This window comes from Janibacter sp. CX7 (assembly GCF_024362365.1).
GTDB lineage: Bacteria > Actinomycetota > Actinomycetes > Actinomycetales > Dermatophilaceae > Janibacter.
In genome coordinates this window covers 620,201-639,199 of record NZ_CP101464.1, presented here as the reverse complement: position 1 = coordinate 639,199, position 18,999 = coordinate 620,201, and the positions used below count along the sequence as shown (strand labels likewise).

Annotated in this window: 21 protein-coding genes and 1 riboswitch; of the genes, 8 read left to right on the top strand and 13 right to left on the bottom strand. The window is 73.6% G+C overall.

The annotated features are described in order from the left end of the window. Nucleotides 1-77 precede the first annotated feature (77 nt). Both NMQ01_RS03270 and malQ read right to left on the bottom strand, forming a co-directional pair. Nucleotides 78-1,676 (bottom strand): ABC transporter substrate-binding protein, encoded by a 1,599-nt coding sequence (locus NMQ01_RS03270; protein WP_255185442.1) that lies wholly within the window; start codon nucleotides 1,674-1,676, stop codon nucleotides 78-80. Nucleotides 1,677-1,970: 294 nt separating this feature from the next. Beyond that, entirely contained in the window at nucleotides 1,971-4,100 is a 2,130-nt protein-coding gene (gene malQ, locus NMQ01_RS03265) for a 4-alpha-glucanotransferase (RefSeq protein WP_255185441.1), read from the bottom strand. Nucleotides 4,101-4,163: 63 nt separating this feature from the next. On the opposite strand from malQ, the gene NMQ01_RS03260 reads away from it, so the two are divergent. Both NMQ01_RS03260 and NMQ01_RS03255 read left to right on the top strand, forming a co-directional pair. After that, complete coding sequence (locus NMQ01_RS03260) at nucleotides 4,164-5,084, top strand: pirin family protein (protein ID WP_255185440.1); 921 nt, start codon at nucleotides 4,164-4,166, stop codon at nucleotides 5,082-5,084. Between the two features lies 1 nt (nucleotide 5,085). Beyond that, on the top strand, nucleotides 5,086-5,781 hold the full coding sequence (locus NMQ01_RS03255) for an alpha/beta fold hydrolase (RefSeq protein WP_255185439.1): 696 nt from the start codon (nucleotides 5,086-5,088) through the stop codon (nucleotides 5,779-5,781). A 13-nt stretch (nucleotides 5,782-5,794) separates the two neighbouring features. Here the strand turns inward: NMQ01_RS03255 and NMQ01_RS03250 are convergent, their stop codons facing one another. Both NMQ01_RS03250 and NMQ01_RS03245 read right to left on the bottom strand, forming a co-directional pair. Further along, entirely contained in the window at nucleotides 5,795-6,709 is a 915-nt protein-coding gene (locus NMQ01_RS03250; RefSeq protein WP_255185438.1) for a universal stress protein, read from the bottom strand. Between the two features lie 42 nt (nucleotides 6,710-6,751). Further along, a complete protein-coding gene (locus tag NMQ01_RS03245; RefSeq protein ID WP_255185437.1) occupies nucleotides 6,752-7,204 on the bottom strand; it encodes a deaminase in 453 nt (150 codons plus the stop codon). Nucleotides 7,205-7,248: 44 nt separating this feature from the next. Here NMQ01_RS03245 and NMQ01_RS03240 point away from each other — a divergent pair, with 44 nt between their 5' ends. After that, the gene (locus NMQ01_RS03240; RefSeq protein ID WP_255185436.1) at nucleotides 7,249-8,472 is read left to right on the top strand and encodes an MFS transporter; all 1,224 of its coding nucleotides are present in this window, start codon (nucleotides 7,249-7,251) and stop codon (nucleotides 8,470-8,472) included. Here the strand turns inward: NMQ01_RS03240 and NMQ01_RS03235 are convergent. From NMQ01_RS03235 to thiC, 4 genes are read right to left on the bottom strand one after another with little or no spacing between them, the layout of a single operon-like run. Beyond that, nucleotides 8,453-9,103 carry a thiamine phosphate synthase gene (locus NMQ01_RS03235; RefSeq protein WP_255185435.1) on the bottom strand — a complete coding sequence of 217 codons (651 nt, stop codon included), beginning with the start codon at nucleotides 9,101-9,103 and terminating at the stop codon, nucleotides 8,453-8,455. The two genes, NMQ01_RS03240 and NMQ01_RS03235, sit on opposite strands and share 20 nt — an antisense overlap. Beyond that, on the bottom strand, nucleotides 9,094-9,906 hold the full coding sequence (gene thiM / locus NMQ01_RS03230) for a hydroxyethylthiazole kinase (RefSeq protein ID WP_255185434.1): 813 nt from the start codon (nucleotides 9,904-9,906) through the stop codon (nucleotides 9,094-9,096). The genes NMQ01_RS03235 and thiM overlap by 10 nt, the downstream gene beginning before the upstream one ends. Beyond that, complete coding sequence (locus NMQ01_RS03225) at nucleotides 9,903-11,252, bottom strand: MFS transporter (RefSeq protein ID WP_255185433.1); 1,350 nt, start codon at nucleotides 11,250-11,252, stop codon at nucleotides 9,903-9,905. The genes thiM and NMQ01_RS03225 overlap by 4 nt, the downstream gene beginning before the upstream one ends. Further along, nucleotides 11,249-12,925, bottom strand: a complete 1,677-nt coding sequence (thiC, locus tag NMQ01_RS03220) for a phosphomethylpyrimidine synthase ThiC (RefSeq protein WP_303708374.1) — start codon at nucleotides 12,923-12,925, stop codon at nucleotides 11,249-11,251. Before thiC ends, NMQ01_RS03225 begins: the two co-directional genes overlap by 4 nt. Nucleotides 12,926-12,997: 72 nt before the next feature. Then, nucleotides 12,998-13,105: riboswitch (TPP riboswitch) on the bottom strand. A gap of 52 nt (nucleotides 13,106-13,157) precedes the next feature. Here thiC and thiD point away from each other — a divergent pair. The 3 genes from thiD to NMQ01_RS03205 all read left to right on the top strand — a co-directional run bounded on the left by thiD (nucleotide 13,158) and on the right by NMQ01_RS03205 (nucleotide 15,404). Next, on the top strand, nucleotides 13,158-13,988 hold the full coding sequence (thiD, locus tag NMQ01_RS03215; protein WP_255185432.1) for a bifunctional hydroxymethylpyrimidine kinase/phosphomethylpyrimidine kinase: 831 nt from the start codon (nucleotides 13,158-13,160) through the stop codon (nucleotides 13,986-13,988). A gap of 54 nt (nucleotides 13,989-14,042) precedes the next feature. Continuing rightward, the gene (locus NMQ01_RS03210) at nucleotides 14,043-14,798 is read left to right on the top strand and encodes a LuxR family transcriptional regulator (RefSeq protein ID WP_255185431.1); all 756 of its coding nucleotides are present in this window, start codon (nucleotides 14,043-14,045) and stop codon (nucleotides 14,796-14,798) included. 165 nt (nucleotides 14,799-14,963) lie between these two features. Beyond that, nucleotides 14,964-15,404 (top strand): hypothetical protein, encoded by a 441-nt coding sequence (locus NMQ01_RS03205; protein ID WP_255185430.1) that lies wholly within the window; start codon nucleotides 14,964-14,966, stop codon nucleotides 15,402-15,404. A gap of 16 nt (nucleotides 15,405-15,420) precedes the next feature. Here NMQ01_RS03205 and NMQ01_RS03200 read toward each other — a convergent pair whose 3' ends face one another. Then, a complete protein-coding gene (locus NMQ01_RS03200) occupies nucleotides 15,421-15,948 on the bottom strand; it encodes a DinB family protein (RefSeq protein ID WP_255185429.1) in 528 nt (175 codons plus the stop codon). 22 nt (nucleotides 15,949-15,970) lie between these two features. On the opposite strand from NMQ01_RS03200, the gene NMQ01_RS03195 reads away from it, so the two are divergent. Beyond that, nucleotides 15,971-16,315, top strand: a complete 345-nt coding sequence (locus NMQ01_RS03195) for a multidrug efflux SMR transporter (protein WP_255185428.1) — start codon at nucleotides 15,971-15,973, stop codon at nucleotides 16,313-16,315. Beyond that, nucleotides 16,315-16,635, top strand: coding sequence for a multidrug efflux SMR transporter (locus tag NMQ01_RS03190; RefSeq protein WP_255185427.1), 321 nt, complete (start codon nucleotides 16,315-16,317; stop codon nucleotides 16,633-16,635). The genes NMQ01_RS03195 and NMQ01_RS03190 overlap by 1 nt, the downstream gene beginning before the upstream one ends. Before the next feature lie 30 nt (nucleotides 16,636-16,665). On the opposite strand, the gene NMQ01_RS03185 is transcribed toward NMQ01_RS03190, so the two are convergent. The 4 genes from NMQ01_RS03185 to NMQ01_RS03170 are packed head-to-tail and all read right to left on the bottom strand — an operon-like array spanning nucleotide 16,666 to nucleotide 18,920. Beyond that, nucleotides 16,666-17,106 (bottom strand): SRPBCC family protein, encoded by a 441-nt coding sequence (locus tag NMQ01_RS03185; RefSeq protein ID WP_255185426.1) that lies wholly within the window; start codon nucleotides 17,104-17,106, stop codon nucleotides 16,666-16,668. Between the two features lie 10 nt (nucleotides 17,107-17,116). Then, the gene (locus NMQ01_RS03180) at nucleotides 17,117-17,620 is read right to left on the bottom strand and encodes a hypothetical protein (protein WP_255185425.1); all 504 of its coding nucleotides are present in this window, start codon (nucleotides 17,618-17,620) and stop codon (nucleotides 17,117-17,119) included. Next, the gene (locus NMQ01_RS03175) at nucleotides 17,613-17,987 is read right to left on the bottom strand and encodes a hypothetical protein (RefSeq protein ID WP_255185424.1); all 375 of its coding nucleotides are present in this window, start codon (nucleotides 17,985-17,987) and stop codon (nucleotides 17,613-17,615) included. The genes NMQ01_RS03180 and NMQ01_RS03175 overlap by 8 nt, the downstream gene beginning before the upstream one ends. Before the next feature lie 9 nt (nucleotides 17,988-17,996). Next, entirely contained in the window at nucleotides 17,997-18,920 is a 924-nt protein-coding gene (locus NMQ01_RS03170) for an NADP-dependent oxidoreductase (protein ID WP_255185423.1), read from the bottom strand. Between the last annotated feature and the right edge of the window lie 79 nt (nucleotides 18,921-18,999).

Genomic DNA, 18,999 nt, shown 5'->3' with positions numbered 1-18,999 from the left:
CGGGAGGTCGGCACGCCACCGGCCGGCCATCGAGCGATGGCCGGCCGGTGCAGTGCGAAGTCAGCCCTGGATCAGGGTCACTCCTTGACGGTCATCGCCGCCAGGTCGGGGCTGCCGAAGGGCGTCGCCTGGACGTCGCCCACGCGCTCCGACCAACCGATGATGGTCTTGCCGTACCACGTCGGGATGGTCGTGAACTCCTTCGCGATCATGCCCTCGGCCTCCTGGTACAGCTTGTTGGCCTCCTCGGGGGTCTCGGCAGCGCCGGCCTCCTTCATCTTGGCCTGGAAGTCGGCGTTGTCGTAGCCGTAGTAGTTCGAGCCGGCACCCTTGCCGTAGATCGGCGCGAGGTAGTTCTCGATCGACGGGTAGTCCATGACCCAGCCCATGCGGAACATGCCCTTGAGCTCGTCCTCGCCGAGCTTGGTCAGCATGGTCTTGAAGTCGACCGCCGGGGTGGCGACGCAGTCGATGCCGATGGCCTTGTTGACCGAGTTGCAGACCGCCTCGGTCCACTCCTTGTGGCCGCCGTCACCGTTGTAGGTCAGGGTCAGCTTGCCCTTGAAGCCGCCACCCTCCTTGAGCAGCTGCTTGGCCTTCTCCGGGTTGTACGTGCAGTACTCGCCGCAGGCGCCTTCCTTGTAGCCGTCGACGATCGGGGAGACCCAGCCGGTGGCCGGCGTCATCGCGCCGTTGAAGATCTGCTTGACGATGGTCGGCCGGTCGATGGCCATCGAGATCGCCTGGCGGACCTTGACGTTCTTCAGCTCCGGCGTGACGTGGTAGTTCATGCCGATGAACTGGAGGGTGGAGTTCTCCTTCTCCAGGTAACGGCCCTCACCGAGGTCGCTCTTGAACTTGTCGTCGATGAGCGCGCTCGCCGGGATCTGGCGGACGACGTCGATCTCGCCGGCCTGGAGGGCGGTGTACTCGGCGTCGGCGTCCTGGAAGATCTGGAAGGTGATCTTGTCGGCCTGGCCACCGAAGTCACCCGCGTAGTCGTCGAACTTGCTGACGACGATCGAGGAGTTCTCGTCCCACGAGTCGAACTTGTACGGGCCGGCGGCGACGGGCTTCTTGCCGAAGGCCTCCGGGTCGTCGAAGAAGGAGTCGGGCTGCGGGGCGAAGGCGGTGTAGCCGAGGCGCAGCGGGAGGTTCGAGACCTTCTCGGAGGTCTTGATCGTGAAGGTGTAGTCGTCGACGACCTTCAGGCCCGACAGCTCCTTGACCTTGGACTTGGGGTCCGAGACCTTGTCGTAGCCCTCGAAGGGCTCGAAGAAGTAGCCACCCTGCTGGCCGTTGGGGCCGAAGGCGGTGTAGTTCCAGGCGTCGACGAAGTTCTTCGCCTTGACCTCGGTCCCGTCGTGGAACTTGTAGCCCTTCTTGATCTTCACCGTGAAGTTCTGGTTGTCATCGGTGTCGATCGACTCGGCGATGTCGTTCTCGGGCTCGGCCGTCTCGGGGTTGTAGTGGACCAGCTTGGCGGTCAGGACGTCGAGGACGTCACCGCCACAGGTCTCTGCGGTGTTGCCCGCAACCAGCGGGTTCTCGGGGTTGCAGCCACCGGCCTTGATCTCGCCGCCGGCGCCGCCGCCGCCCGAGGTGCTGTCGCTGTCGCTGTCGCCGCCGCACGCGGTCGCGAGAAGTGCGATCGCGGAGATGCTGGCAACTGCCATCGCGCGAGACTTCACTCGCATGGGTCCTCCTACGTCATGCCGCCGGGAAGGCGGGTCTATCGGCTTTCCCGGCTCGATGCGGGTCCACCCCTGGGGTCGCAGCGCGGTCCGCGACTGCTCGTGACATCAAAAACCACGAGGTCGATTCGCACCATGACCCGGTGTGCCCTGAGACACAACTGTGACTCTTCGGTGACCGCCCCGGCACCGGTCAAAGGAGATGCAGGGTTAACCCTCACGTTCCGGAAACCTTGCGGTGATCCGGCCGTGACACCGCCGATATCGCGGCGCGGGTCAGGATCGCGGCGACTCCGGCGAGCGGGTCCCCACGACCCCCTCGACGACGTCGTCGAGGCTGACCTGCCGCCGGTCGGGGCCGGCGAGCGGCAGCCGCCAGTTGGGGTACTCCTCGTCGGTGCCGGGCTGGTTGATCGCCCGCACGTCGCCGACGAGGTCGGTCAGGGCGATGCCCCGCAGGCGCGAAGGGGTCAGCCCCAGCCAGTGGTGCAGCGCGGCCACCACCTCAGCCGGGTCGGCGTCGACGTCGGCGAGCAGCCCCCGCTCGTGCAGGGCCTCACGCACCGCCCGCACGCTCGCCTCCTCGGCGGCGCGCTCCTCGTCGACGGGTCGGGTGAGCAGGCCGAGCCGTTCACGGATGGCGACGTGCTCGAGGCCGAGGTAGCCCGCGCTCGGCGGCAGGTCGTGGGTGGTCACGGTCGCCAGGCACAGCTCGCGGTAGGCCTCCGGCGGCAGCGGCCGGCCGTCGTCGCCCCACTCGAACCACGCGACGCTCGTGCCGAGGACGCCCCGCTCGGCGAGGTGCTCGCGCACCCACGGCTCGACGACACCGAGGTCCTCGCCGACGACGAGGGCACCGGCCCGGTGGGCCTCGAGGGCGAGGATCCCGACGAGCGCCTCGTGGTCGTAGCGCACGTAGGCCCCCTCCCCCGGCGAGCAGTCCTCGGGCACCCACCAGAGGCGGAAGAGCCCGATGACGTGGTCGACGCGCACGCCACCGGCACCGGCGAGCACGGCCCGCAGCATGTCGCGGAAGGGGGCGTAGCCGAGCTCGGCGAGCCGGTCGGGCCGCCACGGCGGCTGCGACCAGTTCTGCCCGAGCTGGTTGAACTGGTCGGGCGGTGCGCCGACGTCCACGCCCCGGGCGAGCGCATCGCATAGCGCCCACGCGTCGGCACCCTCGGGGTGGATGCCGACGGCGAGGTCGGTGACGACACCGATGCCCATGCCCGCCTGGCGCAGGCGCTGCTGGGCCCGCGTCAGCTGGGTGCGCACGACCCACTGGAGCCACACGTGGAAGGAGATCTCCTCGCGGTGGGCCTCGCGGTGCGCGCGGACGGCGGGCCCTGCGGGATCGTGCAGGTCGGTCGGCCACTCGCTCTCCCACAGCGCCCCGTGGGTGGCCGCCAGCGAGCACCACGTCGCGAAGTCGACGAGCGCCTGCCCCTCGGTCGCGTGCAGCGCGCCGACCTCGCGCGCCTGCCCCGCGCCGAGGTGGCGGAAGGCGGTGCGCAGGGCCGGCTCCTTGAGCGCCCAGACCGCGTCGCGGTCGATGGTGTCGTGGGCGTCGAGGACCCTGGCCTGCACGGCGAGGGCCTCGATCTCCGCGCGCGCCTGCGGCGGCAGCGTCTCGGCCCCGGGCAGCTGTCGCAGGTCGATGTAGACGGGGTTGAGGAAGCGGCGCGAGGTCGGCAGGTAGGGCGAGGGCTCCATCGGTGGCACCGGCTCGGCCGCGTGCAGCGGGTTGACCAGGACGAAGTGCGCGTCGTGCTCGCGGGCCGCCCATTCGCCGAGCGTGGCGAGGTCGCCGAGATCGCCGATGCCCTGGCTGCCGGAGCCGCGCACCTGGTACAGCTGCGTCAGCAGGCCGGTGCGCGGCGCCTCCTGCACCACCGCGGGCAGCTCGAGACGCTGCGGCACGGTGACGAGCACGGCCCGGTCGGTGCCCGGCGACAGCGGACCGGCCTCGGGCTCGGCGACGATCTCGTGCCAGCCGAGCGGCAGGTCGCCCGGGACCTCGAAGGCGGCCTCGCCGACGAGCCCACCGTCGACGTCGTGCGGCTCGACGACGTGCTCGAGCTGCTGCAGGTCACGGCGGGACCCCCCTTCGAGCGTGATGTGCACGGCCACACCACTGCCGTGCGGCACGTGCACGAGGAGGCGAAGGGGGTCCCCCTCGCGCTGGACGACGGTCGGGGGCAACGTACGGCGCCACGGCGCCGTGCGGGTGCGCTCGAGCGAGGCGAGGACCGAGGCGTCGTCGCCGACCTCCTCCCCCATCGCCGCGAGGACCGCGCGCAGCGACTCCGGCGGCACCTCGCGGTGCTCGCCGCGCCAGTCCCACCACTGGGTCTCGACCCCCTTCGCGGCAGCCAGGGCGTGCAGGTGGTCCGTCGACTCCGTCACGGCGACAGCCTCTCCGAGCGGACGGATCCCTGTCCACCACGACGCGGGGGTAGCGTGGGAGTGGTGGACGACGTGCAGATCCTGGCGCCCCGGGAGGTCCCCCTCGGCGGCCCCCGGGCGATGACGGTGCGACGCACCCTCCCCTCCAGAGCCCGCTCCCTCGTGGGCGGCTGGTGCTTCCTCGACCACTACGGGCCCGACGACGTCGCGGCCACCGGCGGCATGGTCGTGCCGCGGCACCCGCACACCGCGCTGGCGACCGTCTCGTGGCTCTTCACCGGCGAGATCGAGCACCGCGACTCGACGGGTGCGCACGCGATGGTCCGCCCCGGCGAGCTCAACCTCATGACGGCCGGGCGCGGCGTCAGCCACTCCGAGTTCTCCACGCCGGACACGAGCGTGCTGCACGGGGTGCAGCTGTGGTTCGCGCTGCCGGGCGACGCCGTCGACACCGAGCCGACCTTCGACCACCACGTGCCCGAGCCGGCCTACGTCCCCGGCGGCATCGCCCGAGTCTTCCTCGGCGAGCTCTTCGGCGAGCGCTCCCCCGTCGTCACCCACGGCGCCCTCACCGGGGCCGAGCTGCTGCTCGACGCCGACGCCGAGACCGTCGTCGAGGTCCCGGCCGGCCACGAGCACGCCGTGCTGCTCGACGACGGCGACGTGAGCATCGACGGCACCGCCCTCGAGCGGGGCGAGCTGGGCTACGTCGGCACCGGCCGCGAGCGCTTCACCCTCACCTCCCGCACCGGCGCCCGCCTCGTGCTCGTCGGCGGTGAGCCGCTCGGCGAGCAGATCGTCATGTGGTGGAACTTCGTCGGCCGCAGCCACGAGGACGTCGTCGCCGCCCGCGACCGCTGGATGGCCGAGATCGGCGAGCAGCCGCCGGAGGGCGAGGAGCGCTTCGGTCCCTTCCCCGAGGGGCAGCCCGCCCCCCTTCCCGCCCCGGCGCTGCCCGGCGGACGGCTGCGGGCGAGGGGCTGACATGGGCTGGCACACCCCGACCGTGCGCACGGTCTTCATCCACGGCCGCGGCCGCAGCGGCGCGCAGGCCTGGCCCCTCCAGGCGGAGGAGGCCGACCCCGACCACGTCTTCCTCGAGCGCACCTGCGCCGCCGACCAGCCCGAGCGCGACGCCGACCGCGTCGTCGAGGCACTCGGCGGGCGCGGGCACGTCGTCGGCCACTCCTACGGCGCCGTCACCGCGATGCTCGCCGCGCAGCGGCGGCCCGACCTGCTGCGCAGCCTCGTGCTCATCGAGCCCGCGTGCTACGACGTCGCCCGCGGTGGCCGCCATGTCGAGGCCCACATCGCCGCGATGGCGCCGGTCTACGCCGTCGCCGACGACCCGGAGGTCGACGGACGGGACTTCCTCGACCGATTCGCCGCCGGCATGAGCCACGCCCCGCTCGACATCGACACCGTCACCTGCGATGCCCTCGCCGCGCGGATCCGAGCCACCCCGGCCCCCTGGGAGGTCGCGCTGCGCACCGACACCCCGCGCCTGGTGCCGACGCTCGTCATCACCGGCGACGACCGGCCGATGTACACGGAGGTCGCCGCCGCCCTCGAGGCGAAGGGGGCGACGCACCTCGTCCTGCCGGGTGCGGACCACCGCCCCCAGGACCACCCGGAGGGGTGGGCCGCCATGCGCGACTTCCAGGCGGCCCACGCCCGCTGAGGCGGCCGGGCGATCAGCCCCGGTGGTGGAGCACCGCGACCGGGCAGGTCGCCAGGGCGAGCACCCGCTGCGAGACGGAGCCGAGGAGCAGCCCGCGGAAGCCGCCGCGACCGCGCGAGCCGACGACGAGCAGGTCGGCGCCCGCAGCGACCTCGACGAGGGCGTCGGCGGCCCGGCCGTGCCGGACCTCGACGGTGACGTCGACCTCGGGGTGGGCCGCACGGCCCTCGGTGATGGTGCGCTCGGCCATCTCGCGGTAGCGGGAGTCGACCCTCTCCCACTCCGGCGAGCCGGGCTCGGTGACGACGACGCCGTTCTCGACCTCGACATTCCACGAGGTGACGGTCGTGACCGCGCGACCACGCACGAGCGAGGCGTCGAGGGCGTAGTCGAAGGCGAGGCGGCTGTGCTGGCTGCCGTCGATGCCGACGACGACGCGACCGTCCCCCTTGGTCCCGACGTCCTCCGGGACCAGGACGACGGCGCACGGGGCGTGCGCGACGACACTCAGCGAGGTCGTGCCGAGGACGATCCGCTCGGCGCGGTTCTTGCGGGCGGAGCCGACGACGAGGACCCGGGCCCCCTCGGCAGCGGCGAGGAGGGCGCCGGTGGGCGAGCCCGTCGGCAGCGCGGTGGTCACGGCGAGGTCGGGACTCTCCGACCGCACCCGCGCGGCGGCGGCGACGACGACCTTCGTCGACTCCTGCTCGACCCGCTCGACGATCTCGGGGCTCGTGAGCAGCTCGCCGTAGGCGGACAGCGGGGTACCGAGGTCGACGGCGTGCACGAGGTGCAGGGGCGCGGACAGCGCCGCGGCCTCGGCGACCGCCCAGGCGGTGACGGCGTCGTCGCGGTGGCTCCCGTCGAGGGCAGCCACCACGGCGCCGGAGGGTGTCGGGGTGTCGTGGGTGCTGGCGTCGGTGCTCATGCCTCATTGTCCCCATGAAGGCGCCTCAGCGGGAGGGGAGAGTCACCCCCAGTTCGTCAGACCCCGACGATCGTGGGAGCCGCCGGGCCACACGGCCCGCACGATGCCGGCCGCGGCGAGCGCCTTGCGGCACCCCGGGCACGGAGGGTCGGTGATGTAGGCCGTCGCGCCCTTGGTGTCCCGGGTCGCGAAGAGCAGCGCGTTGACCTCCGCGTGGATCGCGATGCAGAAGCCCTCGGTGCCCGGCCGGTCGTAGTCACCCAGACCGGGCACGGCGTCGTAGCCGAGCCGGCCACGGGGACAGGCGCCCTCGAGGCAGTCGGGCTCGCCGGGGGCCGCGCCGTTGTAGCCCGTCGCGATGATCCGGTGGTCGATCGTCAGCACGGCACCGACGCGGCGGCGGGTGCACTTGGCGCGGGCGGCGACGGCCGTGGCGATGCCGAGGAAGTAGTCGTCCCAGCTCGGCACGCTCGTGGTGGGGGTCTCGTCGGGCACGGACCGATCCTAGGCAGACCGGGCGCGCGTGATAGACCGCTGGGGTGACGAGCCACGAGACGACGCGACGGACTCCGCCCTTCGGACCCGGGCTCGCGCTCCTCGGCGTGGCACTCATCTCGATCAACCTGCGCCCGGGGGCCACCTCGATCGGCCCGCTCCTGGCGGAGGTGCGCGCCGCCCTGGAGATCGGCCCCACCCTCGCCGGTGTCGTCACGGCGCTCCCGGGCTTCGCCTTCGCCGTCGCCGGTGGTGGTGCCGTCGCCCTGGCCCGGCGCGTCGGGGTCTCCGCGGGCATCGCACTCGGCGTCGCCGCGGTCGTCGTCACGCTGCTGGCCCGCGTGCTCACCGACTCCTCCGGCGTCTTCCTCGTGCTCACCGCGGTCGGACTCGCCGGCATGGGGCTGGGCAATGTGCTCGTCCCCGCGTGGATCAAGGCGCACTCCACCGACGGCGGGGTGCGGCTCATGACGATCTACTCGATGGGGCTGACCGTCGGCGGCACCCTCGGGCCGCTGCTCGCCGCCCCGGTCGCCGCCGTCGCCCCCGGCCAGTGGCGCGGCGCGCTCGGCATGTGGGGGCTCGTCGCCCTGCTCGCCCTCGTCCCCTGGGTCGTCATCGCCCTGCGCGACCGGGTCCACCGCCGCGCCGCGGGCGAGACCCCGACGTCGCGGATCTGGCACTCCCCCATCGCGATCGCGCTCACCGTGCTCTTCGGCGTGCAGTCGACCAATGCCTACGTGCAGTTCGGCTGGCTGCCGCAGATCTACCGCGACGCGGGGCTGTCGGCCGCGACCGCCGGCCTGCTCACCTCGGTGCTCGCCGCGCTCGGCATCTTCGGCGGGCTGCTCATGCCGACCGTCATCGCCCGCAGCCGCGACCTGTCCGCGTGGATGATCGGCTTCGGGACGCTCGCCGTCGCCGGCTACCTCGGTCTGCTGCTCGCGCCGGCGACCGTGCCGTGGTTGTGGGCGGTGCTGCTCGGTCTGTCGGGCTTCGCCTTCCCCACCGCCATCGCCCTCATCGCGGCCCGGACCCACAACCCGCACGTGACGGCCCAGCTGTCGGGCTTCGTCCAGCCGGTCGGCTACCTGCTCGCGGGCATCGGCCCCTTCGCCGTCGGCCTCCTGCACGAGCTGACCGGCGGTTGGACCGTCGTGCTCCTGCTGCTCATGACGACCGGTGTCGGCATCACCCTCGCCGGCCTGCGCGTCGCTCGCCCGGTGCTCGTCGACGACGAGATCGGCGTCAGCTCTCCCACGCCCTGAGGCACGCGGCGGCAGCGGCCCCCGGGTCGGCAGCGCCCATCACCTCGCGCACGACCGCGACACCGGCGACGCCCGTGCGGGAGAGCGGCGCGACGTCGGCGAGCGTGACGTCCCCGATGGCGACGACGGGCAGCCGCGTCGCCGCGATCCGAAGGGGGTAGCCCGCCAGCCCGATCGGCGGACGGCCCACGTCCTTCGTCGGCGTGGGACGGAAGGGCCCGCTGCCCAGGTAGTCCGGACGGTGCGCACCGGTGCGCGCGTCGGCCTCACGGACGTGGTCGAGGGTGCCGGCGGTCAGCCCGACGAGCGCGTCGGCGCCGAGGAGGGCGCGCGCCTCGCCGACGGGCAGGTCGGCCTGGCCGAGGTGCACCCCGTGGACCGGGGCGCCCCGTCGGCGGGCTGCGTGGGCGACGTCGGCGCGGTCGTTGACGAGCACGCGCGTGTCCGGGGCGACGTCGGCCACGGCGGACGCGACGTCGAGGACGAGCTCGAGCAGCTCGCCGGCGAGCAGGTGCTTGGCCCGCACCTGGACGACCCCCGCTCCGGCCGCAGCGGCGGCTGCCGCGGCCCGCACGGTCGCCGGCCCATCGCCCGAGGTGACGAGGTAGAGGCGCCAGTCGATCACGGCCACGCGAGGTCCACCTCCGCGGCGACCTCGTCGCCGGTCACCGCGTCGAGCGCGTCGAGGAGCCCGATCCTGAAACTCCCCGGCCCGGTCGCGCGCACCCGGTCGGAGGCCACGGTGAGCAGCGCCGTGGCCGCGACCGCTGCGACGAAGGGGGTGGCCCCCGGCAGGTGCGCCGCGGTGAGCGCCCCGAGGAGGCAGCCGGTGCCGCTGACCCGGGTCAGCAGCGGTGAGCCGGAGGCGATCCGGGCCACGCGCTCGCCGTCGGTGACGAGGTCGACCGCGCCGGAGACCGCGACGACGCAGCCGGCGCGGCGGGCGAGCGTCGTCGCGGGGACGGCCGCGGCGTCGGGCCCGAGGGTGCTGTCGGCGCCCCGTCCCCCGCCGCTGCCGCCCGCGAGGGTGAGGACCTCGGAGGCATTGCCGCGCACCACCGTCGGGCCGAGCGCCAGCAGCTCGTGGGCGAGCGGGGTGCGCACCGGGGCCAGCCCGACCGCGGTCGGGTCGAGCACCCACGGCACCCCGTGGGTGGCGGCAGCACGCGCGGTCGGCAGCAGTCCGGCCATGCCGTCGCCGCTCAGCGAGCCGAGATTGACGAGCAGGGCGTCGGCGACGCCGACGAGGGTGGGCGCCTCCTGCTCGCTCTCGGTGAGCATCGGCCGGGCCCCCGCGGCGAGCAGACCGTCGGCGACCAGAGCGCGGGTCACCGAGCCGGTCGCCCCGTGGACGAGCGGCGCCGAGGCGCGCACGGCGTCGACCGCCGCGGCGATCTCCGCCCGGTGGTCGCGAGCCCGCGCGACGCCGATCATGCGAGCGCCCCTGCGGCAGAAGGGGCCTCGGGCCGCTGGGCGACGAGCTCGACGTCACGGTCGAGGTCGGGGCCGGCGAGGCGGGGGCCGAGCGCCCCGCACCCGGCGACGAGCAGACCACCCACGACCAGGACGGCGGCGACCGATCCGTCACGGCCCAGCACGGACTGCAGCTCCGGCAGCCACCACGGCCACAGCGCCGGGACGACGATCGACAGCGAGTAGGCCGTGCCGTAGCCGGTGGAGCGCACGTGCGCCGGGAATCGCTCGCACAGGTAGGCCCCGACCGGCCCGTAGCCGCACACCGTGACGACCTGGAGCAGCGCGACGCCGACGACGGCCGGCACGACCTGCGTCGCCATCGTGCCCGCCCACAGGAGCGGGGCGACGACCGCGGCGCCCAGCCCCCACCCGACGAAGAAGCGTCGCCGCCCGAGGAGGGTCGACCAGTGGCCGGTGAGCGACATGACGAGCGCCTGGGCGACCGACGCGATGCCCATGACGAGCGCGACCTCTCCCCCGTCGGACCCCGGGTCCGCCGAGAGCCGGCCGGTTGCGTGGATGACGACCATGTTGGTCATGAGCCACAGCCCGCTCATCAGGCCGAAGATCTGCCAGAAGGCACCGGCGAAGGCGCCACCGAGGACCGCGCGCAGACCGAGGGAGGCGGGGGCCCTCCCTTCGTCGGCCTGCTCGCGCTGCCGTACGACCTGCGGTGCGTCGGCGACGCGCGCGGAGTAGTAGGCCAAGAGAGCCAGGCTCGCGAGGCCGCCGCAGACGAAGGCGAGCCGCCACCCCCACTCCGCGTAGGCCTGCGGCCCGAGCGCGGCGAGCAGGCCCGCGGTGGGGAAGGCGATCGTCGACTGCGCCCACGGCGCCATCGACATGATGAGCCCGGAGACGAGGCCGCGGCGTCGCGGCACCGACCACTCCATCGCGAGCGGGATGGCCGAGGTGTACTCCCCGGCGAGGAAGACCCCGCCGACGAACCGCAGCACGACCACCGCCGCGATCGCCAGGGCGCCGATGCTCTCGTGCGTCGGCACCGCGGCGATCGCGAGGCTGCACGCCGCGGTGCCGGCGATCGCCACCTGGGTCGTGCGGGTGCGCCCGGCCCGGTCGGCGATGCGGCCGAAGACCATCGCGCCGATCGGCCGACCGAGGAGCGTCGCGACGATGACGACGGCGCCCGCGGTGACGCCCGCGTGCGGGCCGGCGAGGGTCGCCAGCGCCGGGGCGAGCGCGACGACGGGCAGGAAGATGTTGATCTGGTCGACGTAGTTGCCGACGATGCCGGCGCGCACGGCCGCGCGGCCGGTCGGCGGCAGCCCGGGCACGAGGCTCACCGGGTCGCCTCGTCGCGCACGTAGACGCTCGAGCCGAGCTCGACGAACTGACGCGACTTCGCCGCCATGCCGGCCTCGGCGATGGCCTGCTGCGCCGCACCGGACCCGTAGGCGTCGCGGATGTCCTGGCTGATCCGCATGGAGCAGAACTTCGGTCCGCACATCGAGCAGAAGTGCGCGGTCTTCGCCGGCTCCGCCGGCAGGGTCTCGTCGTGGAAGGCCATCGCGCGCGGCGGGTCGAGGGCGAGCGCGAACTGGTCGTGCCAGCGGAACTCGAAGCGCGCCCGGCTGAGCGCGTCGTCGCGCTCGCGTGCCCGCGGGTGCCCCTTGGCCAGGTCGGCGGCGTGCGCGGCGATCTTGTAGGTGACCACCCCGGTGCGCACGTCGTCGCGGTCGGGCAGGCCGAGGTGCTCCTTGGGCGTGACGTAGCAGAGCATCGCCGTGCCGTGGCGGGCGATCTCGGTCGCGCCGATCGCCGAGGTGATGTGGTCGTAGCCGGGCGCGATGTCGGTGACGAGCGGGCCGAGCGTGTAGAAGGGCGCCCCGTGGCACCACTCCTGCTCGAGGTCGACGTTGTCCTTGACGAGGTGGAGCGGCACGTGGCCCGGGCCCTCGACCATGACCTGCACGTCGTGCTCCCAGGCCCGCAGGGTCAGCTCGCCCAGGGTGCGCAGCTCGGCGAGCTGCGCCTCGTCGTTGGCGTCGGCGACCGACCCCGGCCGCAGCCCGTCGCCGAGCGAGAAGGCGACGTCGTAGCGGGCGAAGATCTCGCACAGCTCGTCGAAGTGCGTCCAGAGGAAGGACTCCTCGTGGTGGGCCAGGCACCAGCCGGCCATGATCGACCCACCCCGGGAGACGATGCCGGTGACCCGCTCGGCCGTCAGGGGCACGAAGGCGAGCCGCACCCCGGCGTGGATCGTCATGTAGTCGACGCCCTGCTCGCACTGCTCGATGACGGTGTCGCGGAAGATCTCCCAGGTGAGCTCCTCCGCCTTCCCGTCCACCTTTTCGAGGGCCTGGTAGATCGGCACGGTGCCGATCGGTACGGGGCTGTTGCGGATGATCCACTCGCGCGTCGTGTGGATGTCGTCGCCGGTCGACAGGTCCATGACCGTGTCGGCACCCCAGCGGGTGGCCCAGGTGAGCTTGTCGACCTCCTCGGCGATCGACGAGGTGACGGCCGAGCTGCCGATGTTGGCGTTGATCTTCGTGAGGAAGGCGCGGCCGATGACCATCGGCTCGGACTCCGGGTGGTTGACGTTGGCCGGGATGATCGCCCGGCCGGCGGCGACCTCGTCGCGGACGAGCTCGGGCGAGCAGCCTTCTCGCAGTGCGGCGCTGCGCATCTCCGCGGTGATCTCGCCGCGCCTGGCGTAGTGCAGCTGGGTCACCGTGCTGCCGGCCACGGCACGAAGGGGGCGACGCGCCGGGCCCTGCCACGCCGCCGCAGCAGCACCGCGCCGCTGCGCCGCACGGCCGTCGTCGGCGAGGTGACGGGGTCTCCCTTCGTAGGGCTCGACGTCACCGCGACCGGTGATCCACGCACCCCGGTGGTCGGGCAGGCCGACCTCCGGGTCGGCACCGGGCCCGCTGGTGCGGTAGACGTGGACGTCCTCGTTGGGGGTGCCGTCGGGGCTGTCGGCCAGGGAGATCGCGGTGACCGCGACCCTGATCGACGGGTCGTGGGGGTCGACGACCTCTTCGCGACGGTGCTGGGGGTGGAGCTCTGACTCGACGGGTGTGCGCACGCGGGCGCCTCCTCTTCCTTCGCCGGCATGATCCGGACAGGTTCAGACGGTCCGGACGGCAGCAGTCCGATCTCAGCCCGTGCCCGGGCTCCCGCGGGGGTACCCCGATCCAACCACACGCCGTCGGTGCCCCGCCGGGCACCGTTACGGTGCGACCATGACCGCCCTCCCGCGACCGCCGGTCGCCCTGTCCGTCGCCGGCTCCGACCCGTCGGGCGGTGCCGGGGTCCAGGCCGACCTGAAGACCTTCAGCGCCCTGGGCGCCTACGGCACCTGCGTCATCACGGCCCTGACGGCGCAGTCGACGCGGGGCGTGACGCTCGTGCACGAGGTGCCCGTCGACGTCGTGCGCGCCCAGGTCGAGACGCTCGTCGAGGACGTGCGCATCGACGTCGTCAAGGTCGGGATGCTCGCCTCCGCGGAACTCGTCGAGACCGTGCACGAGCTGCTGACGAGCGAACCCCTCGCGACCACGCCGGTCGTCCTCGATCCCGTCATGGTCTCGACCTCGGGGTCGCGCCTGCTCGCCCCCGAGGCCGTCGACGCCGTGCGCGCGCTGCTCCCCCGCGCCGACGTCATCACCCCCAACGTGCCCGAGGCCGCCGTCCTCCTCGACGCGTCCCCGGCCGGCAGCGAGGCGGACCTGCCGGAGCAGGCCGGGCGGCTGCGCGCGCTCGGTGCCCGCCGGGTGCTGCTCAAGGGTGGCCACCTCGACGGCCCGGAGGCCGTGGACCTCTGGCACGACGACGACGGAGCCGTGCCGCTGCGCGGGCCGCGGATCGCGACGACGGCGACGCACGGCACCGGCTGCACGCTCAGCTCGGCGGTCGCCGCCCTTCGCCCCCGGCACGAGCGGTGGCTGCCGGCCGTGCGGGAGGCGCGCGGCTGGCTCACCGAGGCGCTGCGGCACGGGGAGTCGCTCGGGATCGGGTCCGGCGCCGGGCCGGTGCACCACTTCCACGAGCAGCGGCGGTGGCAGCACCCGTGACCATCTGCTGACCACGCCTTTACCATCCCCCGACGCGCGAGGAAGATGTCCCCCATGTCGGGCAAGGGCATCGACGAGTACGCGACGGTCGTCAGGCTCGTCACGGGGGTCGCTGGCGCCTCCGAGCACGTCGACGCCCGGCTGGCGCGGATGAGCGACCTGCTCGTCGACCTGCTCTCCTCACCGACCGGGCTCATGGTCCACGGGGCCCCCGACGGCTTCGAGGTCCGCGCCGTGGGCAGCGCCGCGACACCGGCGGCCCGCGCCCGGATGAGCGACGAGCTGCGCATCACGGGTGGCCCCGACCCGCTGCTCGACCCGATCCGTGCCGGAGACCTCGAGCCGACGACCGCCGGCCTCGCCTACGGCGGCCAGGCCGCGTGGCAGGCCTCCGGCAAGTGCCGCGGCAGCCTCGAGATCTGGGGCATCGACCAGGTCGCTGCCCTGCCCGTGCGGTCCGGCACCGAGTTCGTCGCCTTCCTCGTGGGGCGCCGCGGGGAGGACTACGGCGAGCGCGACCTCGCGCTGCTCACCGCGGTGCAGCCCGTCGTCGCCGGGCTCGTGCGTCTGCTCGAGCCGGAGCACCTGGCGCCGCCCACCCTGCACGTCGCCCAGCTGACCCAGCGGGAGCACGAGGTCCTCTGCCTGCTGGCCGCCGGCCACAAGGCCGCGACCATCGCCCGTCACGCCGGCTGCTCCGAGCGCACGGTCCACCGCCATCTCGCCCACATCTACGCCAAGCTCGGCGTCACCGATCGGCTGAGCGCCGTCGTCAAGGCGCAGCGGATCGGTCTGCTCGCGACGGGCTGAGGGCGAGCCACGACCGGCTGGTCCGGGGCCACGGCTGGCCGCCACCACGACTCGGCCGGGCCCTCCCCCTGTGGGTAGAACTGCCAATAGCGGCGCCCGGCGCAGCAGGAGTCTGCTGGGTCCGAGGCCGCCGCAGCGGAGCGGCGGCCCGGGAGAGGAGCAGACATGTCACACCACATCCTGCGTCGGGCGGCGACCACGACGGCAGCCGCAGCGGCCCTCGGCCTGGCGACGGCCAGCATGGCCTCGGCCCACCACTGCTACAAGGTCGACTGGAACGAGCGTGCCTACGCCCAGCTCTCGCAGGGCGGCACCCCGTGGATGTCGCTGACCACGCTCGGCAGCATGATCATCGCCGAGGACATCGGCATGCCGGAGTGCGCCGGCTACGCCTCCGTCGCGATCGACCACTGGATGGCCGAGACCGGCGCGACCTCGGTGCCGCTCATCCACTCGAAGGCGACCGTGGGTGGTGGCGCGCTCCACAACAACCCGCAGGGCAGGACGCCCACGGCGATCAACTTCCTGGGCGAGGCCGACTTCCCCATCCTCGACGAGGGGCTCGGCATGGCGATCGCGCAGTGCCAGGCGGACCAGGCGAGCTGAGCCGCTGGCACCGCCGTCAGGCCCCGACGTCGTGCAGGTGGTGCTCCACGTCGTGGAGCAGGTAGCGGCTCAGGCCGGCGATCGTGAAGGGCGCGCCGTCACCCCGGGTGCCGGCGCGCTCCCACGCCTCATCGCGCACGCGGTCGAGGACGGCGACGGTGCGCTCGGTCTCCTCGGCGATCTGGCGCGCCACGACCTGCGGGTCACTGGCCCAGAACTCCTGGCGCACCGCCTCGGCCTCCCCGTCGTAGCTCGCGAAGGGGGCGCCCTCCCGGGCGAGCACGGCGCCCACCCGCTCGCCGAGGACCCGGACGAGGTCGCGCGCGTGGCAGGCGTACTCGAGGGGTGACCACACCCCCGGGGCCGGCCGTTCACCCACCCCCGGACGCTGCAGGGCCGCGGCCCAGCGGGGCACGCCGGCGAGGAGCCGGGCACTCGTCGTCGCCGGGTCGTGCGGGACGTAGCCGCACTCGTCGCACCCGTCGTCGACGACGAAGGTCCAGTCACGGGTGTCGTGGTCGGCCGGCGGCGGCGTGGCGCTCATGCGTCCAGCCTAGGGTCGGGGCATGACGACCTGGCAGCTGCTCGCCGCCGCCATCGCCTGCGAGGTCGCGGCCACCGTGAGCCTCAAGGCGGCGCTCGACCGGCCGGCGCTCTACGTCGTCGTCGTGACCGGGTACGCCCTGTCCTTCGGCCTGCTCGCCGTCGTGCTCCGGCGAGGCACGCCGCTGGGCATCGCCTACGGGATCTGGTCGGCCTGTGGTGTCGCCCTGACCACCGTCCTGTCGACCCTGCTGCTCGGCGAGGCCTTCACCCCCCTCATGGGGCTCGGCGTCGTGCTCGTCATCGGAGGCGTCCTGCTCGTGGAGACGGGCGCCCCGAGCGCGACGACAGCGCCCGAGGAGCCGTGATGACCGCCTGGGTGTGGCTGGTCGTCGCCGTGGCGGCCGAGGTCGCCGGGACGCTGTCGCTGCGCGGGGCGGTGCACACCGACCGTCGGTGGTACGCCGCCGTGGCCCTCGGCTACGTCACGGCCTTCGCCGCGCTGTCGACGAGCCTCGCGCGCGGCATGCCCCTCGGCGTCGCCTACGGGACGTGGGCCGCGGCCGGGGTCGCGCTGACCGCCATCGGCTCGCGCGTGCTCTTCGGCGAGGTCCTCACCCGGCGGATGGTTGCCGGGATCGGCCTGATCATGGTCGGTGTGCTGCTCGAGCTCGGCGGCGGGCACTGACCGAGCGCGCGCGGCCCGGTCCGGTGCAGGTCAGCCGAAGAGCGCGGCGAGCCGGTCGAGGGACGAGCGCAGGTTGGCCTCGGTCGTGTTGCGCGCCCGCTCGAAGCGCGACTCGTCGGTCAGCTCGCCCCAGTCGTAGGTGTGGGTGACCTCGGTGCCGCCGTCGTCGGTCGGGGTCAGCTCCCACCCCCACTGGTGGCCGAAGGGGGCCTGCCCCTGCGCCGCCGGACGCCAGGCGATGCGACGCCCCTCCTCGAAGTCCACGACGTGGTTGTAGCGGTCGTTGCCCGAGGTCGTCGTCGTCATGAAGACGTCGCCGACCGCGTGGACCCGCTGGCCGGGTGCGGACGCGCCGAGGTTGTCGTTGCCGTCCCACGCGAGCTGGCGCGCGGGGTCGGCGATCTCCTCGAAGACCGCCTCGGGCGCGGCGGGGATGGTGGTGGATGCGGTGACGACCTTGGTCTCGTCCATGCCCGCCACTCTAGGGGCGCTGCGCGAGGCTCGCTCGGACATCGCGGGCCAGCTGCGGGGTGCGACCCTGCGCCACCCCGGACCACCACCTGGTGACGGGGAAGGCCAGTCGTCGGAGCGAGTAGTTGACCAGCTCGACGACCCCGAAGCACCAGACGAGCAGCAGCAGGACCAGCCACGCGGTGGAGGGCGCCGCGACGAGCGTCACGACGAGCCCACCCGCGAGGAGCAGCGCGGCGAGCGCCCCGAGACCGAGGTAGGTCACGGCGAGCGCGCGCGGCATGGGCGCCACGCCGACCCAGCGTCGGGCGAGCAGCCAGTAGACGCCGGCGGCGACGAGCACGAGGACGAGCGGTCCCACGGCGCCGGCGACCGCGGCACGGCCGTGCCACCCGAGGTCGGCGCCGTACCAGGTGGCCACGCCGCCGAAGACCCCTGCGGCGACGAGCTCACCCAACCCGAGGGACAGGTACTGGCGCCGTCGCAGCTCGCGCCGGTCGGTCGGCTCAGCCACGTGGGACGACGGGCACCACGCGCCGCAACGCCTCGACGTCGGGCTGGTGCACGCCGAACCCGAGTGCCGCGACCCGCTTGCCGGTCGGCACGTGGAGCAGGTTCTTGCCGTCGAGGACGAGATCGCGGGGCTCGGTGAGGGGGAACCGGCGCAGGGTCATGCCCAGGGGGTTGCACATGCGCACCTCGTGCGGCTCGATCCGCAGCATCGGGTTGACGAGCTGGAGGATGCCGAGGGCGGTGAGCACGACGCCCGCCGCGACGGTGACCCAGGCCGAGGTCAGCAGGGACACGAGCGCGATGAGCACGCCCAGTGCGACGAAGGTGATACCCATGGGACGGCTGTGGCGGATGGTCAGCGGCTGCATGGCCGCACCCTAGTCGGCGACCTCGATGACGAGCTTGCCGCGGGCGGCGCCGGACTGGCTGGCCGCGAAGGCCTGCGGCACGTCCTCCAGCGCGAACGTCCGCTCGACGTCGACCCGCAACCGGCCGGCGGCGACCTCGTCGAGCAGGTCGGCGAGCCGTGCCCCGTCAGGTCGCACCCACACCCAGCGGCCGCCGTGCTCCTCGACGCCGGGGTCGGTGATCGAGGCGAGCCGTCCGCCGTCACGCAGCACCGCCCGGCTGACGTCGAGGACGCCGCCGACGAGGTCCGCGACCGCGTCGAAGCCCTCGGGCGCCACCTCGCGCAGCCGCTCCTCGAGCCCGTCGCCATACTCCACCGGCGTGACACCGATGTCGCGCAGCTTGTCGTGGTTGGCCGCGGAGGCGGTGCCGACGACGGTGGCCCCGGCGGCGACCGCCAGCTGGGCGGCGGCGAAGCCGACGCCACCGGAGGCGGCGTGGACGAGGAGGGTGTCCCCCTTCGTCACGGCCAGGGTCTCGAGGACACGAAGGGCGGTGAGCCCGGCGAGCGGAAGCGCCGCGGCGACGTCGTCGGTGACCTCGTCGGGAACGGCCGCGACGTCGTCGACACGCACGGTGACGTACTCGGCGAAGGTGCCGGCGGACAGGACCTGCTTGCGGGCGTAGGCGGCGACCCGGTCACCGGGGGCGAACTCCGGGGTGTCGGGGCCGACGGCGTCGACGACCCCGGCGACGTCCCAGCCCGGGATGACCGGGAAGTCCGCGGCGAGCATCGGGTCGAGGCCGCCGGACATGAGCTTCCAGTCGACGGGGTTGACCCCGGCCCGGGTGACCCGGATGCGGACCTCGCTCGGCCCGACCTTCGGGACCGGCTGGTCGCTGATCCGCAGCTCGTCGGTGGTGCCGTACTGGTCATAGGTGATGGCGCGCATGCTCGGTGCAACTCGCACGGACGGGCACGGCATTCCATCGCCCGCCCGCCACGTGGCCCAGCGATCTCGCACAATGGGC

Bases quoted from the DNA above. Each gene is read 5' to 3' on its own strand.
- NMQ01_RS03270 (WP_255185442.1), bottom strand. From the start codon at position 1,676: ATGGCAGTTGCCAGCATCTCCGCGATCGCACTTCTCGCGACCGCGTGC.
- NMQ01_RS03250 (WP_255185438.1), bottom strand. From the start codon at position 6,709: ATGAGCACCGACGCCAGCACCCACGACACCCCGACACCCTCCGGCGCC.
- thiD (WP_255185432.1), top strand. From the start codon at position 13,158: ATGACCGCCCTCCCGCGACCGCCGGTCGCCCTGTCCGTCGCCGGCTCC.
- NMQ01_RS03175 (WP_255185424.1), bottom strand. From the start codon at position 17,987: ATGCAGCCGCTGACCATCCGCCACAGCCGTCCCATGGGTATCACCTTC.
- NMQ01_RS03205 (WP_255185430.1), top strand. From the start codon at position 14,964: ATGTCACACCACATCCTGCGTCGGGCGGCGACCACGACGGCAGCCGCA.
- NMQ01_RS03170 (WP_255185423.1), bottom strand. From the start codon at position 18,920: ATGCGCGCCATCACCTATGACCAGTACGGCACCACCGACGAGCTGCGG.
- NMQ01_RS03210 (WP_255185431.1), top strand. From the start codon at position 14,043: ATGTCGGGCAAGGGCATCGACGAGTACGCGACGGTCGTCAGGCTCGTC.
- thiM (WP_255185434.1), bottom strand. From the start codon at position 9,906: ATGATCGGCGTCGCGCGGGCTCGCGACCACCGGGCGGAGATCGCCGCG.
- NMQ01_RS03255 (WP_255185439.1), top strand. From the start codon at position 5,086: ATGGGCTGGCACACCCCGACCGTGCGCACGGTCTTCATCCACGGCCGC.
- NMQ01_RS03190 (WP_255185427.1), top strand. From the start codon at position 16,315: ATGACCGCCTGGGTGTGGCTGGTCGTCGCCGTGGCGGCCGAGGTCGCC.
- NMQ01_RS03185 (WP_255185426.1), bottom strand. From the start codon at position 17,106: ATGGACGAGACCAAGGTCGTCACCGCATCCACCACCATCCCCGCCGCG.
- NMQ01_RS03195 (WP_255185428.1), top strand. From the start codon at position 15,971: ATGACGACCTGGCAGCTGCTCGCCGCCGCCATCGCCTGCGAGGTCGCG.
- NMQ01_RS03200 (WP_255185429.1), bottom strand. From the start codon at position 15,948: ATGAGCGCCACGCCGCCGCCGGCCGACCACGACACCCGTGACTGGACC.